Origin of the sequence: Frateuria sp. GZRe12 (assembly GCF_051900535.1) — a bacterium.
GTDB lineage: Bacteria > Pseudomonadota > Gammaproteobacteria > Xanthomonadales > Rhodanobacteraceae > Frateuria_A.
This window is the reverse complement of sequence record NZ_JBHZGI010000006.1, coordinates 191,518-206,734: the sequence shown is the minus strand read 5'-3', so window position 1 is coordinate 206,734 and position 15,217 is coordinate 191,518. Positions and strand designations below refer to the sequence as shown.

Here is a 15,217-nt window from a genome sequence, read left to right as displayed (position 1 = left end):
GTCGATTCAACGTGCAATGTCATGGAGAGCCGGACGCACACATGCGGAAGAGGCTGCTGCCGGTCGTACGGCGACTGGGTGGGGCGTCGCCGGCCGGTTTGCCGGACCGGCCGCATGTGTCTTCCTGCGGCCGGCCACGGGGAGCCGAAAGAGGCGCTACGGCCGTGCACGGCGCCCGGCGGAGATGCCTACTTGGCCGCTGAGCCGCGCTTGGGGCCGCGGTTGTTCTTGCCGTAGGTGGACAGCAGGGTGACCGACGAGCGCAGCCGCACCACGTTGCTCGGCAGTGCTGCCGCTTCCAGCGTGGGCCGGGGCTGAGGCACCGAGGGCGCCGACTGCTGCTTCTGCCAGATGCGTCCCGTCGCAGTCACGTAGATCGCCGACAGTGCGCCGAAGGCGATCAGGTTGCTGCCAGGGGCCAGCGAGTGGGTCAGCATGCCGGTCAGCGCAAGCAGGATGGCGAACATCACCAGCGCCACCAGCGTGGTGCGCGGGCCAAGACCTGCACGCAGCATCATGTGGTGGATGTGGCCGCGATCCGGCTTGAACGGGCTCTTGCCTTCGCGGATGCGGCGAACCAGAACCTGCAGCGTGTCGAGCACCGGCAGGGCCACGCACCAGAGCACATCGATGGTGGACAGCTCGGTATTGTTCCCGCTCTGGCTCAGGTGGATCAACGTCCACGCCAGGATGTAACCCACCACCATGCTGCCGGCGTCGCCCAAGAAGATCTTCTTGCCGACGAGGCCCAGGTTCGCCGCCAGGTAGGGCACCAGCGCGCCAGCCAGCAAGACCAGGACGATCACGCCTGGCCACTGGGGCTGGCCCTGGTACAGGATGATGGCAGCGATGCTGACCAGTGCCAGCATGCCGGCGAGGCCGTCGATGCCGTCCATCATGTTGAAGGCGTTGAGCAGGCCGATCACCGCGACCACCGTCAGCGGGATCCCGAACACGCCCAGTTCGAACTCGTGGCCGAAGAGGTGGCCCAGCGTGTGGATCTGCACGCCGGTCACCGCGACCATGGTGAGCACCGCGGCCGTCTGCACCAGCAGGCGGGCTCGCACGCTCAGGTCGAAGCGGTCGTCGAGCGCACCCACCACCGCGAGCACCGCCGCGGTGGCCAGCAACACGCTGGTGAACAGGTGGGCCTGCCCATCGACCACGGCACCGGCGAGGACGCCGATGAAGGCGGCCAGTCCGCCAATCAACGGGATGTGGCCGACGTGATGCTTGCGTTCATCGGGACGATCCACCAGGCCCCAGGAGCCGGCGAACCGATAGAGAATGGCGATCGCCAGCGCAGAAACGCAGGCGGCCGTCAGACAAGCAATAAGTATCCGGGAGTACTGCATAGTGGCTAGTCCCATCGTCCTGATCGGGCCATGCCTGCAGACGTAACTCTCCCGTCGCTGACACGGCACCACCTGCATACGCAGGCAAAAACCGGATATCCCCGTTCCCTGGCCCCGGTGAAGGGGCTTCCGGGGAGAGTAAGCAGGCCCCAGTGCAATTCTCGTCAACAGGAAACAGGCGCGACTGGCCTGCAAGGGCGGGGCCTGCGGACCCGTCGCGTCCGCTTCACGATTCAGTGAAGAATCAGTCGAAAAGCAGGTTGATGACGACCAGCGTGGCCACCAGCATCGACAGCGTCAGCGGCACGCCGACGCGCAGGAAATCCTTGCCGCGGTAGCCGCCCGGGCCGGCCACCATCATCAGCGCCGGGTGGCCCGAGCTGAGCAGAAAGGTGTTGGACGAGGATACCGCCACGATCAGCGCGTAGGCGGAAGGATTGCCGCCGGTGGCGACCGCCACGCTGATCGCGATCGGCACCATCATCACCGTCGCGCCCACGTTGGACATCACCTGCGAGAACAGCAGGGTGAGCACGGCCAGGCACGTCTGCAATACCCACGGCGAGGCGCCGCCCAGCTTGTCGAGCACTTCCTGCGCCAGCCAGGCGGCGGTGCCGGTGGCGTCCATCGACCAGCCCAGCGGGATGAGGCAGGCGGTCACGAAGATCGTCTTCCAGTTGACCGCCTTGTAGGCCTCGTCCATGTTCAGCACGCCGGTGAGCAGCATGCCGATGGCGCCGGTCATCATCGCAACCGAAAGGTCCAGGTGCGTGAACAGCGCCAGGCACTTGGCGAGCAGGAAGAAGCCCACTGCCTGCCAGATCTTGCCCGGGCGCTGCTCTTCCTTGGGGATGTCGGTGACGACGACCAGGTCCTTGTCCTCGGCGGCCAGCGCCAGGTCGCGCCAGCTCGAGTGCAGCACCAGCGTGTCGCCCGCGCGCAGGCTCACGCCGCGTAGGTCATCGCGGAACACCTGCTCGCCGCGGTTCACCGCCAGCACCGAGATGCCGTAGCGCTTGCGCAGGCGCAGGTCACCCACGCTCTGCTTGAGGAAGCGCGAGGAGGGCGGCAGCACCGCTTCGGAAATGCCCGCTCGCGTCGGGTTGAACAGTTCGCCCAGCTGGCGCATGCGCGGCGAAACCTTGCACAGCTGGTTGTTGGCGAAGTGGTTGATCTCCTCGCGCGGCGCAAGCACGCCAAGCACGGAGCCGACCCAGATCACGTAGTCGACCGGCGGGGCCATGCGCGCGTCGTTGCCGCTCTTGATCGCCAGGATCAGCGGCGCGCCATGCAACTGCTCGACCTCGCCGATGCTCATGCCGACCAGCGGGCTTTCGGCGGTGACGGTCAGCTCCGCGGTCTCGCCGCCGATGCCGTAGGTTTCGGCAAAGTAGCTCTCGGTGCGGCCCGGGGTGACCTTGAGGCGCTCGTCCTCACGCTCGGGCAGCAGCTTGCGGGTGAACAGCCAGAAGTAGGTGATGCCCAGCAGCGCCAGCACCAGGCCGACCGGCGTCACGCTGAAGAGGCCGAACTTCGGGATCGTGTGCGCGCCCGGCGGCAGGTTGGCGTTCGCGCTGGCGATCAGGTCGTTGAGGACGATCAGCGGCGAGTTGGCGATCAGCGTGGTGTTGGTCGCGGTCAGGATGCAGAAGCCCATCGGCAGCAGCAGTCGCGACATCGGCACGCCGGTGCGCGCGGACAGGCGGCTGGTCACCGGGATCATCAGCGCGGCCAGCGCCTGGCTCGGGATCACCGCGCTGAACAGGCTGGTGACCGAGTTGATCACCACGCCCAGGCGCGACTCCTTGCCGCGCGCCATGCGCATCACGAAGCTGGCGGTCAGCGAAAGCACGCCGGCGCGATCCAGTCCCGCGCCCATGATCATGATCGCGATGATGGCGATCACCGCGTTGCCGGCGAAGCCATTGAACACGCGGTCGGAGGGGATCAGCCCGGTCAGGCCGATCACCACCACCACCAGCAGCGCCACCATGTCGGCGCGGATCCACTCCAGCACCAGCATCAGCATGGTGAAGCCCACCAGCCCGAGCACCAGGATCATTTCGGGGGTGAGCGCAAGGGCCACTAGCGAGCGTCCAGGTAGGGCTGGTGGTGGAAGCGGATGGGATTGTGCAGTGGAAGCCTCACGCGGTGGCGGCCCGTCCCTGTTTGCCGGCCAGTATAAGCGGGCCATCGCAGCGGCTGGTGAACCTCGGGGCTTGCCTCGCCTGGAACTTCTTTCCGGACGGGGAGGAGCAAAGCCACAGGACCGAGGCCAGTGTGTTTCGGGCCAACCCCGTGCTGGAACGGCGAGGAGTCTTGGCGTGGACGGTCCGGAAGATTTTCCGCAGTGCGCTCCGACCATGGCTCCCAGGGCCTAGCGCCTGCGAGCCGGGGCCGTCCCCCGGCCCTCGCCCGCAGGAGGACGCACAAGCTCAAACCCTGCGGTAAAGCAGATCCCACACGCCGTGCCCGAGCTTCAACCCGCGCCGCTCGAAATGCGTTTCGATGCGCCAGGCCGGCTTCTCGGCATACAGGCCCGGCGCGATGGCATTACGCCAGGCAGGCGCGGCTTCCATCACTTCGAGCATGTGTTCGGCATAGGGCTGCCAGTCAGTGGCCAGGTGCAGCAGGCCGCCGGGCGCCATGCGGGAGGCTAGCAGCGCGACGAATTCCGGCTGCACGATGCGGCGCTTGTTGTGGCGCTTCTTGTGCCACGGATCCGGGAACCAGATGCGTGCCTCGGCCAGGGTCCCCGGTGCGATCTCATGCTCGAGCACCTGCACCGCGTCGTGCTTGTAGAGATGCACATTGGCGGCCTCGCGTGCGGCCAGAGCGTTCATCAGCCGGCCGACGCCGGGTCCATGCACTTCCACACCGATGTAGTCGCGCATTGGATCGTGTTCGCTCGCCCAGGCCAGGGCCTCGCCATTGCCGAAACCGATCTCCAGCACGCGCGGCGCGACATGGCCGAAGCGCGCATCGAAGTCCTGTACCGCCGCGGTGTAGTCGATGCCGAAGCGCGCCCAGTGCGCGTCGAAGGCGCGCTGCTGCGCGGGCGTCATGCGGCCCTCGCGCAGCACGAAGCTGCGGATGCGGCGCAGGTAGGGGGAGCTTTGGGGATGTTCGGACTGGTCGTTCACGGCATGCGCCTGGGTGCGATGGCATGACGACGGGCGCGCCATGCCGCGGGGGCGCATTGTAGCGGCGGCGCCGCGAGGGCGCCGCCTGCAGGTCAGTGTTGCCGGTCGAAGCGGCGTGCCGATTCGCGCCGCGACTGCGTTGCCGGTGCCTGCGAGCGTGGGGCTGGCGCCGGGGCGGACTCGCGTTGCATGGGAACCGCCTGTGGCACGGGCCGCGTCTGGCGGAACTCCGACGGCCGCTGGAAATGCTGCTGCGGCGGCGCGGTGCGGGCACGCAGCTGCCCATCGACGTCCGGCCGGCGCATGTTCGCAGGCTGGCTCGGGCGATCGTTGCCGCGGAAAGCCGGTCCGCCCTGCACGGTCTGCCGGGGCTCGATCCGCGCGTCGGGCGCGCGCTGGAAGCGCGGGCCGGCATCGACATCCGGCCGGCGCACCGGCGCACGCGGCGCGTCGCTGCGCTCGAAGCGCGGCAGCTGCGGCAGCGTCCGCGCGGTGCGTGCCGCCCGTTCGCGATCGGCTTCGGCCGTGGAGATGAAGCTCACTCCGGGGCGCGGCTCGGCGGGTGGTCGGGATGCATGCGGGCGCACGAAGCGGGCCGAGCGCAGTTCGCCCGGCCGCAGCGGCGCTTCGCGCGGCGCCATGCGCGCGGGGACATTCACGCTGCGGACCTCTCGCGCGTCGTTGCTGCGGACGTCCCGTGCGCCGATGCGATCGCCGCGTGCGTCGTTGCGAATCGGCGCGCGGCGGATGTCCGGCGCCGTGTCGGCGCGCCCGGCCGGCGCGATGTGCGCGATCGCAGGCAGCGTGTCGCCACGCGGACGCAGCACACGCACGTGGGAAGGCGTGGCCGTGCGCGGACGGGTGGCCTCGATGCGGTCGGCCACGCGTTCCACGCGCGGCGCATGCCGGGCCACCACCTCGCGCCGGAAACCCTGCGCCGGCAGCGGCCGCGCCTTGGGCCCGCGCGGCGGCGCGAAGCTGTGCGGCGTCGGTTTCGGCGTGGCGTTGCGCGTCAGCAGCCTGGCGCCGGCGAGCTTGTCCGGATCGATCTTCAGCCGATGGCGCTGCACGCGGTCGGCGCCGGCGAAATTGCGCCCCGGCACCGCGGTGAAGCCGCGCGGGCCGCGCCCGTGCAGCGCCCGCACCGGCGGCGCGATGCCGCGGTGCCAGTCGCGGTAGCGGCGGTCGACGATCACCGTGTTGTGCACATGGATGTTGGTCACGTTGACCTGGGTGTAGTAGCGGCGGCTGCCGCGGTACCACGGGTCGTAGACGTCGCCCGGACCTAGCGGGTACCAGCCGACCGGCGCGTCGCCCACCGACACGCGCCAGTGGTTGCCGCCGACGAAGGCGACCAACGCCGGTGCGTATACGGGGCGCCAGCCGACCGGGCCCGGGACCCAGCACCAGCCGCGGCTGCGCCAGGCCCAGCGACCGTAGTGATAGGGCGCGAAGCCCCAGGGCGCGTCATCCACCCAGGTCCAGCCCCACGGGCCGACATAGGCCCAGTGACCGTTGCGGTACGGCGCCCAGCCGGTATCGACCTGGGCCGGGTACCAGACCTGCCCGTATTCGGGGTCGCTGCGCCAGTCGCCATAGCGATCCAGGTCCTGGTAGCCGATCACGTCCTCGGACACATAGCGGCGCGACTCGGAGTCGGCGTAACGGCGGCTTCGTTCGTCGTTCCATGCGTCGAAGTCGTCGCCGCTGGCGGCATCCTCGACGTCCACGTCGGCCAGCGTGGAGTCGGCGAAATGGTAGCTGCGGCCGGCGATCACCAGCCGCTGCGCATCGTTCTCGCCGTACACCGTGGCGCTGCCGTCGAACGCGGTGACGCGGGTGCCCTGACCGTCGCGGTCGACATCCACGCGGTAGCTGCCCGGATGATCGACCACCAGTGCCACGGTCGGGGTGTCGATCTCGTAGCTCTGGCCCTCGCCGAGGCGGCGCACGGTGAGGTTGAGCGTGCCCTGGGTGAGCTCCAGCTGCGCCAGCTGGTCGTCCAGCTGCAGGAAGCCGACGTCGGTGCCGCCGTCCAGGCGCACCGCGGCGCCGTCCAGCTCCAGCTCGGCGCGCGCGCCGTTGCTGCTGGACAGCTTGTCGCCGGTGGTCAGCGGACGGTTGATCCCGGCGTCGCCCCAGTCCTGCGCACCCGAAGGCAGCAGGCCGACGTCGCCCTCCAGGTAGGACAGGCGCGCGACCCGGTCGGGCGGATCGCCGGCGTCGTCGGCCGCCTGCGCGTGCAGGACTCCGGCGCCGCACAGCAGCAGGGTGGCGGCGCAGGAGCGCCAGAACAGCTGCAGTCTCGAGAGTGCACGCATGGGTTTTCCCTCCGTCGTGTACGCGCCATGGAAACGGCTGGCGTCACGAGGCGATGACCGATTATGGGCTGGCGATTGATCTGGCAATGCATTCGGTGGCCAACGGTTCAGCCGGCCGCCATGTGCGGTTCATGCGCCATGCGGGTAGCGCGCCTGCCCCGACGCATCGGCGCCCGTTCCCCAACTCCCGCCTCCCGGGTTACCATCGGCGGCGAACGCGGGTGTAGCTCAATGGTAGAGCTGTAGCTTCCCAAGCTACTGACGAGGGTTCGATTCCCTTCACCCGCTCCAGCCTGCACGCAGCCCGTCCGCCTGGTCGGGCTGTTTTCACTTCCCCTTGAGGGGACGCGCCGCCACGCTTTCCGGCCTTCCCGACACCCATCCGTGCAGCGATGAAAGAAGTGATCACCCTCGGTTGGCGGGAACGACTGGCTCTGCCCCAGCTGGGCGTCGACGTGCTCAAGGCCAAGCTCGATACCGGCGCCCGTTCCAGTTCGCTGCATGTGGACACGCTCGAGACCCTCGATCGCGGCGGCGTTACCTGGCTGCGCTTCTCGCTCACCATCGGTCGGCGTCATCCGCGCGTCGTGCAGTGCGAGGCCCAGGCGCTGGGCCGACGCGTCGTGACCGACACCGGTGGGCACGGCACCGAGCGCTGGTTCGTGCGCACCGACGTGTCGCTGGCGGGCGCGTGTTACCCGATCGAGATCAGCCTCACCGACCGCAGGCACATGCTTTTCCCGATGTTGCTGGGCCGCAGTGCGCTGCTTGGGCGCTTTGCGGTCGACCCGTCGCTTTCCTACACCCAGCCGCGCCCGCAACCGGCCTTCGCCGAACCGGTGGCGCGGTTCGCCCACGAATGTCACCACGGTCAGCTCCCATGAAGATCGCGATCCTCTCGCGCAATACGCGGCTGTACTCGACCCGCCGGCTGGTCGAGGCCGCGCGCGAACGCAACCACGTGGTGCGCGTGCTCGACCCGCTGCGCTGTTACGTGCGCATCGCGCCCGACAACGTGTCGATCCGCTACAAGGGCAAGGCGTTGCGGGACATCGATGCGGTGATCCCGCGCATCGGCACCACCACCACCTTCTACGGCACGGCGGTGCTGCGGCAGCTGGAAATGATGGGCGTATACACGCCCAATTCCTCCGACGCGGTGCTGCGCGCGCGCGACAAGCTGCGTGCCCTGCAGATCCTCGCCTCGCACGGGCTGGACATGCCGGTGACCGTGTTCGGCGACAACCCGGACGACACCAACGACGTGCTGGCGATGCTCGGCGAGCCGCCGCACGTCATCAAGCTCAACGAGGGAAGCCAGGGCACCGGCGTGGTGCTGGCCGAGAAGCGCAGCGCCTCGCAGAGCGTGATCGAGGCCTTCCGCGGCCTGTACGCCAACTTCCTGGTGCAGGAGTTCATCGCCGAGGCCAAGGGCAGCGATCTGCGCTGCTTCGTGGTCGGCAAGAAGGTGATCGCCGCGATGCAGCGCGAGGCGAGCCCGGGTGATTTCCGCGCCAACCTGCATCGCGGCGGCAGTGCGGTGAAGGCCACCTTGAGCGCGGAGGAAAAGCGCATCGCCATCCGCGCCGCCGGCGCGCTGGGCCTGGGGATCGCCGGCGTGGACCTGCTGCGTTCGGATCGCGGCCCGCTGCTGCTGGAGGTCAACGCTTCGCCCGGGCTGGAAGGGATCGAGACGGCCACAGGGGTGGACGTGTCCGGCCACATCATCCGCCACCTGGAAGAACGGGCAGGCGGGTGAGCTTTCCTTCACGTGCGCTGCACTAGAACGGGCGCGCCGGACACGTCCGTTAACGGCCGTGTGAGACGCGGTTAACCGCACCGTAACCGCCCGGGCCCTATAAAGGCTCCACTGCAATGTGCTGGCGGCGACCGCTTGGTCGAAGCCGGCAGATTCGGTATCGGGGCAGTAAGCTTGGGCCCAGGTGCAGCGACGACGAGTCGGGCATCTGGGCCTTTTTATTGGCCGCGGCTCGAAGAGCCGGCTACCCGTAAGGCAAGCTTGTTAAGCTTGTTCCCCTGGCCTCTGGAGTGGCGCATGCGTGTCCTTGTGATCGAAGACAACAGCGATATCGCGACGAATATCGGTGATTACCTCGAGGATCGCGGCCACGTGGTCGACTTCGCCGGCGACGGCGTGACCGGCCTGCACCTGGCCGTGGTGCATGACTTCGACGTGATCGTGCTCGACCTCACGCTGCCGGGCATGGACGGCCTGGACGTGGCGCGCAAGCTGCGCCACGAGGCGCACAAGCAGACGCCCGTGCTGATGCTGACGGCGCGCGACGCGCTGGAGCAGAAGCTCACCGGATTCGAGTCCGGCGCCGACGACTACATGACCAAGCCGTTCGCGCTGCAGGAACTGGCCGCGCGCCTGGAAGTGCTGGCGCGCCGCGGCAAGGGCCCGCAGAGCCGCGTGCTGAAGGTCGCCGACCTCACCTACAACCTGGACACGCTCACCGTCAGTCGCGACGGCAAGTCGATCCAGTTGAACCCGATCGGCCTGAAACTCCTGCAGGCGCTGATGGAGGCCAGCCCGTCGGTGGTCACCCGCCAGGACCTGGAACAGCGCGTGTGGGGCGAGGAGCTGCCCGACAGCGACTCCCTGCGCGTGCACATCCACGGCCTGCGCGCGGCAATCGACAAGCCGTTCGACAAGCCGCTGATCCACACGCGCCACGGCATCGGTTACCGCATGGTCGAGCCGGATGCTGTCCAGGCGTAAGCTGCGGTTCCGCCTGATCGTCTCCTTCGCGCTGTTCGGCTTCGGCCTCAGCGCGTTGTTTGCGTTTTCGGCCCTGAATATCCGCGCGCGCGTCGAAGACCAGCTCGTTACCGCCACGCTGCTCGATGAGGTGGACAACCTCAACCAGCAGGTGCACGAGCATCCCGATCGCCAGCCGAAGTTCGGCATCGTCGAAGCGTGGACCTGGAGCGATCGCACGATCTACAAGGCCCCGCTGGAGTGGCAGCACCTCGAGAACGGGGTCCACGACGTCAGCGACACGGGCGCGGACGGCAGGATCCACCATTACAAGCTCGCGGTCGAGCACAAGAACGGCATCTACAGTTTCCTGCGCTACGACATCTCGCGCGACGAGCTGGGCAAGCAGCAACTGCTGATCAGCGTGATCGGCGCGGTGTTCCTGTTCGGCCTGCTCTCGCTGGTGCTGGGTCTGTGGCTGTCGCGCAAGGTGCTCAAGCCGGTCAGCGAGCTGGCCACGCGGTTGCGCGATTTCCGCAAAGCCGGCAAGGCCGATCCGCTGGCGCCGCATTTTGCCGATGACGAAGTCGGTGAGCTCGCACTGGCGCTGGACGAATACGCCGCGCGGCTGACCGCGATGGTCGAGCGTGACCGCGAGTTCAACTCCGACGTCAGCCACGAGCTGCGCACGCCGCTGGCGGTGATCGCCAGCACCACCGAGCTGCTGCAGGGTTCGCCCGACCTGACCGACAAGCTGCGCGAACGGTTGAAGCGCATCGAACGCGCCTCGCGCCAGGCCACTGAGCTGATCGAGGCGCTGCTGCTGCTCTCGCGCGCGGAGCGGCGTGGTCCCACGCGCGGGGAAACCACGGAGGTGGCCAGGGTGGCCGCCGACGTGATCGAGAGCCAGCGCCCGCAGATGCGCGACAAGCCGCTCGGCATCGAGCTGGCCGTGCGCGAGCCGGTAAGCGTGAACGCGCCGGCCTCGGTGTTGTCGGTCGCACTCACCAATCTGATCGGCAACGCCATCAAGTACACGCTCGAAGGCCAGGTGCGGGTCGAAGTCGGCGGCGGCCGCATCGAGGTGATCGACACCGGTCCGGGCATCAAGCCCGAGGATGCCGAGCGCCTGTTCCAGCGCGGCGTGCGTGGTGAAGGCGCCGGCGGCAGCGGCGCCGGCCTCGGCCTGGCGATCGTGCGCCGGCTGTGCGACCTGTACGGCTGGCAGGTATCGATGCGTCCCCGCAGCGACGCCAACGGCGCCATCGCCAGCCTGGTCTTCGACCCCGCCTAGATCTGCTGCCTCTGCCTCCGTGCGAAGACTGGGATGAGGACTCGGACTGGCGGGAAGTCAAAAAAAAGGGCCGCTTTGCGGCCCTTTTTTTCGCGTCCCCTTTCGTCGATCAGACCGGTTCCAGCCAGCCCCACTGGTCGTTGGTGCGGCCGTCGAACAGGCCGAAGTACAGCTCCTGCAACCGGCGTGTCACGCGTCCGGCCGTGCCGTTGCCGACCTGCTTGCCGTCGATGGAGCGGATCGGGGTGACCTCGGCGGCGGTGCCGCACATCAGCACTTCGTCGGCCAGGTACAGGTACTCACGCGGCAGGTCGCGCTCGACCACCTCGATGCCGTCCTCGTGCGCCAGCGTCTTGAGCGTGTCGCGGGTGATGCCGGTGAGGATGGAGGCGCTGGCAGGCGTGGTGTGCAGCACGCCGTCGAAGACCAGGAACAGGTTCTCGCCCGCGCCTTCGCTGAGCAGGCCGGTGTTGGCCAGCGCGATGCCTTCGCCGAAGCCCAGGCGGCGCGCCTCGCGGGCGATCAGCTGGCCGGAGAGGTAATTGCCGCCGGCCTTGGCGCCGGCAGGAATGGTGTTCGGCGCGAACCGCTGCCAGCTCGATACGCAGGCGGTGATGCCCTGTTCCAGCGCCTCCGGCCCGAGGTACGGGCCCATCGGCCATGCAGCCACCGCCACGTCGATCGGCGTCTCGGCCGAAAGGCCGAAACCGCCCAGGCCACGGTACGCCACCGGGCGCAGATAGGCGGCGGTCAGGCCGTTCTTCTTGATCACGTCGCGACAGGCGGCGGCCAGATCGTCCTGCGAGTACGGCAGCACCATGTCGTAGATGCGCGCGGATTGATAAAGGCGCTTCAGATGGTCGGTCAGCCGGAAGATCGCCGCGCCATCGGGCGTGGCATAGCTGCGGATGCCTTCGAACACGGAAGAGCCGTAATGCAGCGCATGCGACATCACGTGGGTGGTGGCCTCGCGCCACGGCTTGATCGTGCCGTTCTGCCAGATCCACTCGGGGTATTGCTGCGCCATGGCGATTCTCCTTGCAGGGGACCGCCCATGATAACCGCTGGGCACCGCCGCCCGCGCGTGCCTACTCCTGGCGCAACCACAGGCAGCCGGCGCGGGGCTCGATGGCAAATCGCGTTTCGCCGCTTTCCGTGCTGCCCTCGTCCGGCACCGTGCTTACCACCAGTTCCGAACCGCTTCCGTCCGGCGACAGGTCGATGCCCACCAGCGGTCGCCGCATCAGTGCAGCCAGCGCGCCGATGTCGGTCACCGCGGCATGTTCCCCATAACCGCCCCAGAGCATGAGTCCGGCCAGACGGTTGGCATCGGCGTTGGCGAACGCATCGATCACCGCGCCACGCAGCTGGTCGACATCGGCGGCGCAGGTGACCGCGGGCGGTCGCAGCGAGGGTGCTTCGGCGGCAGCCGACGAGGCCGGTGCGAGCGTGGCCTGCAGATTGGCGCAGGGCTGGTCGGTGAAGACCGGGTGCCCATCGGCGGCGATACAGTGGTAGATCGGCGACTGCGCGCGGGCGGGCAGGGCGGCCAGGACCAGCAACAGCATCAGGGCGAGGCGCAGCATGGGCATTGCCCGAGCATAGCTGCCCGGCCTGGACGCATCAGTGCAGTTGCGCAAGAACCGCCTGCGTCGCCCTGGCACGGTTCAGCGTGTAAAAGTGCAGCCCTGGCGCACCACCGTCGAGCAGGCGCCGGCACAGCTGCGCCACCACCTCGGCGCCGAGCGTGCGGATCGATTCGGCGTTGTCGCCGTGGGCCTGCATGCGCTTGACGATCCAGCGCGGGATCTCCGCACCGCAGGCATCGGAGAAGCGCTTGAGCTGGCTGAAGTTGGTGATCGGCATGATGCCCGGCACGATCGGCACGCCGACGCCCAGCCGCCGCACATCGTCGACAAAGCGGAAATACGCATCGGGGTTGAAGAAGTACTGCGTGATGGCGCCGTTCGCGCCCGCATCGACCTTTGCCTTGAAATGGGCGAGGTCGCGCAGCGCATCCTCGGCTTGCGGGTGGGTTTCCGGATACGCGGCCACCTCGATCTGGAAATGATCGCCCGAGTGCTCGCGGATGAAGGCGACCAGTTCCGCGGCGTAACGGAAGTCGCCCGGCGAGGCCATGCCCGAGGGCAGGTCGCCACGCAGCGCCACGATGCGCCGGTAGCCGGCGGCGCGATAGCCGTCGAGCAGCGCGGCGATCTCCGCTTTGGTGCCGCCCATGCACGACAGATGCGGTGCCACCGGCAGGCCGTGCCCCCGATGCAGCCGCGCCACCGTGTCGCCGGTGTAGCTGAGCGTCGAGCCCCCCGCGCCGAAGGTCACCGACACGTAGTCGGGCGCGTGTGCCTTCAACATCTGTGCCGCGCGGTCGAGCTGGGCGCGCTGCTCGTCGGTCTTGGGGGGAAAGAATTCGAAACTGATGGCCGGCATCGGAGCATTCCTGCGGTGCGTGGTCGGCATTATACGTTCATCGCGATGAAGCGATAGATGGATTGGGCCGCTCTGTTCCAGAGGCCAGGATCTGCAGTGCACCGTCCAAATCGGTCCGTTCAGCCCTCCGGAGGCCGCGAGCGACACGGCAACGCGGGCATCGCCCGGATGCTAGTCTTCCCCGTCCGGCCTGCCCCCGTCCGCTGCCGGAAGATGCCGCGCGGCGCACCCACTGCCATCGCGGCCGACCGCTGGGTCACTGGAGACGAGTCGAATGACGAGCGCAAGCGGCGATCAATCGCCGATCGCGGCCCCGCCACGCGGGCATATGCGCATGGCCCCGGGCGGGGACTGCGGTCTGGCACCGCTGGACGCCATCCTGAGGACCGACGAGCTCTGGCGTCGCCCGAACCGCGCCCCCGACTACGAGAACGAAAACCGCGCGCTCGCCAGGCTCACCCAGGCGCTGGGTGAAGCGCCGCAGTCGATCCTCCAGACGCTCGCGGACACGATGCTGGATGCATTGAATGCCGACTCCGCCGGCATGAGCCTGCTCACCGACGACGGCGACGCCTTCTACTGGGCCGCGATCGCCGGAGGCTGGAGTCCGCACCTGGGAGGCGGCACGCCACGCGACTTCGGGCCTTGTGGCGACGTGCTCGACCACGATGCGCCACTGCTCTTCAGCCGTTGGGAAAAGCGCTATCCCTATCTTGCCGAGGCGGTTCCGCTCGCGGAGGAGGGGCTGCTGGTGCCGTTCCGCGTAGACGGCAAGGCGGTCGGTACGATCTGGGTGATCGCCCACAGTGAATATCGCCGGTTCGACGCCGAGGATCTGCGTCAGCTCGAGAGCATGGGCCGCTTCGCCTCGGCCGCCTATCGGACGGTCAAGCTGCTCGACGCGCGCGAAGCCGGTCGCGCCGCGCTGGAAAGCCTCGCTCGGGCGCGCGAATCGGAGCACCGCTTCCACCAGCTGCTGCAAGCGCTTCCCGCCGCCGTCTACACCACCGACGCGGACGGCAGGATCGACTTCTACAACGAAGCTGCCGTCGAATTCGCCGGACGTCGCCCGGAGAGCGGCAAGCTCTGGTGCGTCACCTGGCGCCTGCTCAATCCGGATGGGTCGCCACTGCCGCACGAGGCATGCCCAATGGCGGTCGCGCTGAAGGAAGGCCGGCCGGTTCGCGGCGCCGAAGCGATCGCCGAACGCCCCGACGGTACGCGGCGCTGGTTCATGCCCTATCCGACACCCCTGCGGGACCCGTCGGGGAGGCTGACGGGAGCGATCAACATGCTGGTGGACATCACCGGGCGGAAGGAGGCCGAGCAGCGGCAGAAGCTGCTGCTGGACGAGCTCAACCACCGCGTGAAGAACACCCTCGCTTCGGTGCAGTCGGTGGTGATACAGGCGGCGAAGAGCGCGCGGAACGTGGAGGAGTTCCGGCATGCCGTGGAAGGCCGGATCCTGGCGATGAGCCGGGCCCACGACCAGCTCAGCCGGCGCAGCTGGGCGGATGCCGAACTCCAGGAGCTGCTGGAAGCCTGCATCGCGCCTTACCTCAGCAAGGCCAACGTCGTGCTCGACGGGAGTCACACGATCGTCGCGCCGCGGGTCGGCCTGATGCTCAGCATGGCAATACACGAGCTTGCCACCAACGCAGCCAAGTACGGTGCCTTGTCCACGCCCTCCGGGCGGGTGGAGCTGGGCTGGAGCGTCGAACAGACTAAGGACCGGCGCACGCTCCACCTGCGCTGGCTGGAGCGGGACGGCCCGCAGATCACGCCGCCGACGCGCCAGGGCTTCGGCACGCGCCTGCTGGAGCGCGGCATCCAGGTGGAACTGCACGGCAGAACCTCGATCCGCTATCCCATGGCCGGGGTGGAATGCGATATCGAGATCCCGCTTACGCCCGAGGAGTGATCCAGCGCCGGTC

General features: G+C 68.4%; 12 protein-coding genes and 1 tRNA gene. 6 read left to right on the top strand and 7 right to left on the bottom strand.

All coding sequences use genetic code 11. The annotated features are described in order from the left end of the window. Window positions 1–188: 188 nt before the first annotated feature. From ACFWZ4_RS14235 to ACFWZ4_RS14220, 4 genes are all read right to left on the bottom strand, one after another. Window positions 189–1,370 (bottom strand): MraY family glycosyltransferase, encoded by a 1,182-nt coding sequence (locus tag ACFWZ4_RS14235; protein WP_439705327.1) that lies wholly within the window; start codon window positions 1,368–1,370, stop codon window positions 189–191. A gap of 229 nt (window positions 1,371–1,599) precedes the next feature. After that, the gene (locus ACFWZ4_RS14230; protein ID WP_439705359.1) at window positions 1,600–3,417 is read right to left on the bottom strand and encodes an SLC13 family permease; all 1,818 of its coding nucleotides are present in this window, start codon (window positions 3,415–3,417) and stop codon (window positions 1,600–1,602) included. 373 nt (window positions 3,418–3,790) lie between these two features. After that, complete coding sequence (gene trmB, locus ACFWZ4_RS14225) at window positions 3,791–4,498, bottom strand: tRNA (guanosine(46)-N7)-methyltransferase TrmB (protein ID WP_439705326.1); 708 nt, start codon at window positions 4,496–4,498, stop codon at window positions 3,791–3,793. A gap of 92 nt (window positions 4,499–4,590) precedes the next feature. After that, entirely contained in the window at window positions 4,591–6,819 is a 2,229-nt protein-coding gene (locus ACFWZ4_RS14220) for a DUF6600 domain-containing protein (RefSeq protein WP_439705325.1), read from the bottom strand. Window positions 6,820–7,036: 217 nt separating this feature from the next. Between ACFWZ4_RS14220 and ACFWZ4_RS14215 the strand changes: the two genes are divergently transcribed. The 5 genes from ACFWZ4_RS14215 to ACFWZ4_RS14195 all read left to right on the top strand — a co-directional run bounded on the left by ACFWZ4_RS14215 (window position 7,037) and on the right by ACFWZ4_RS14195 (window position 10,835). After that, window positions 7,037–7,110 (top strand) — tRNA-Gly (locus ACFWZ4_RS14215). 101 nt (window positions 7,111–7,211) lie between these two features. Next, window positions 7,212–7,703 (top strand): ATP-dependent zinc protease family protein, encoded by a 492-nt coding sequence (locus tag ACFWZ4_RS14210; RefSeq protein WP_439705324.1) that lies wholly within the window; start codon window positions 7,212–7,214, stop codon window positions 7,701–7,703. Then, on the top strand, window positions 7,700–8,578 hold the full coding sequence (rimK, locus tag ACFWZ4_RS14205; protein WP_439705323.1) for a 30S ribosomal protein S6--L-glutamate ligase: 879 nt from the start codon (window positions 7,700–7,702) through the stop codon (window positions 8,576–8,578). The genes ACFWZ4_RS14210 and rimK overlap by 4 nt, the downstream gene beginning before the upstream one ends. A 297-nt stretch (window positions 8,579–8,875) precedes the next feature. Beyond that, window positions 8,876–9,562 (top strand): response regulator transcription factor, encoded by a 687-nt coding sequence (locus tag ACFWZ4_RS14200; protein WP_091340102.1) that lies wholly within the window; start codon window positions 8,876–8,878, stop codon window positions 9,560–9,562. Continuing rightward, on the top strand, window positions 9,546–10,835 hold the full coding sequence (locus ACFWZ4_RS14195) for a sensor histidine kinase (RefSeq protein WP_439705322.1): 1,290 nt from the start codon (window positions 9,546–9,548) through the stop codon (window positions 10,833–10,835). The genes ACFWZ4_RS14200 and ACFWZ4_RS14195 overlap by 17 nt, the downstream gene beginning before the upstream one ends. A gap of 109 nt (window positions 10,836–10,944) precedes the next feature. Here the strand turns inward: ACFWZ4_RS14195 and ACFWZ4_RS14190 are convergent, their stop codons facing one another. From ACFWZ4_RS14190 to metF, 3 genes are all read right to left on the bottom strand, one after another. After that, window positions 10,945–11,862, bottom strand: coding sequence for a branched-chain amino acid transaminase (locus ACFWZ4_RS14190; RefSeq protein WP_439705321.1), 918 nt, complete (start codon window positions 11,860–11,862; stop codon window positions 10,945–10,947). A 61-nt stretch (window positions 11,863–11,923) separates the two neighbouring features. Continuing rightward, window positions 11,924–12,421 (bottom strand): DUF4124 domain-containing protein, encoded by a 498-nt coding sequence (locus tag ACFWZ4_RS14185; protein WP_439705320.1) that lies wholly within the window; start codon window positions 12,419–12,421, stop codon window positions 11,924–11,926. A 37-nt stretch (window positions 12,422–12,458) separates the two neighbouring features. Next, a complete protein-coding gene (gene metF / locus ACFWZ4_RS14180) occupies window positions 12,459–13,283 on the bottom strand; it encodes a methylenetetrahydrofolate reductase [NAD(P)H] (RefSeq protein WP_439705319.1) in 825 nt (274 codons plus the stop codon). Between the two features lie 328 nt (window positions 13,284–13,611). Here metF and ACFWZ4_RS14175 point away from each other — a divergent pair, with 328 nt between their 5' ends. Continuing rightward, window positions 13,612–15,204, top strand: a complete 1,593-nt coding sequence (locus ACFWZ4_RS14175) for a sensor histidine kinase (RefSeq protein WP_439705318.1) — start codon at window positions 13,612–13,614, stop codon at window positions 15,202–15,204. Window positions 15,205–15,217 lie beyond the last annotated feature (13 nt).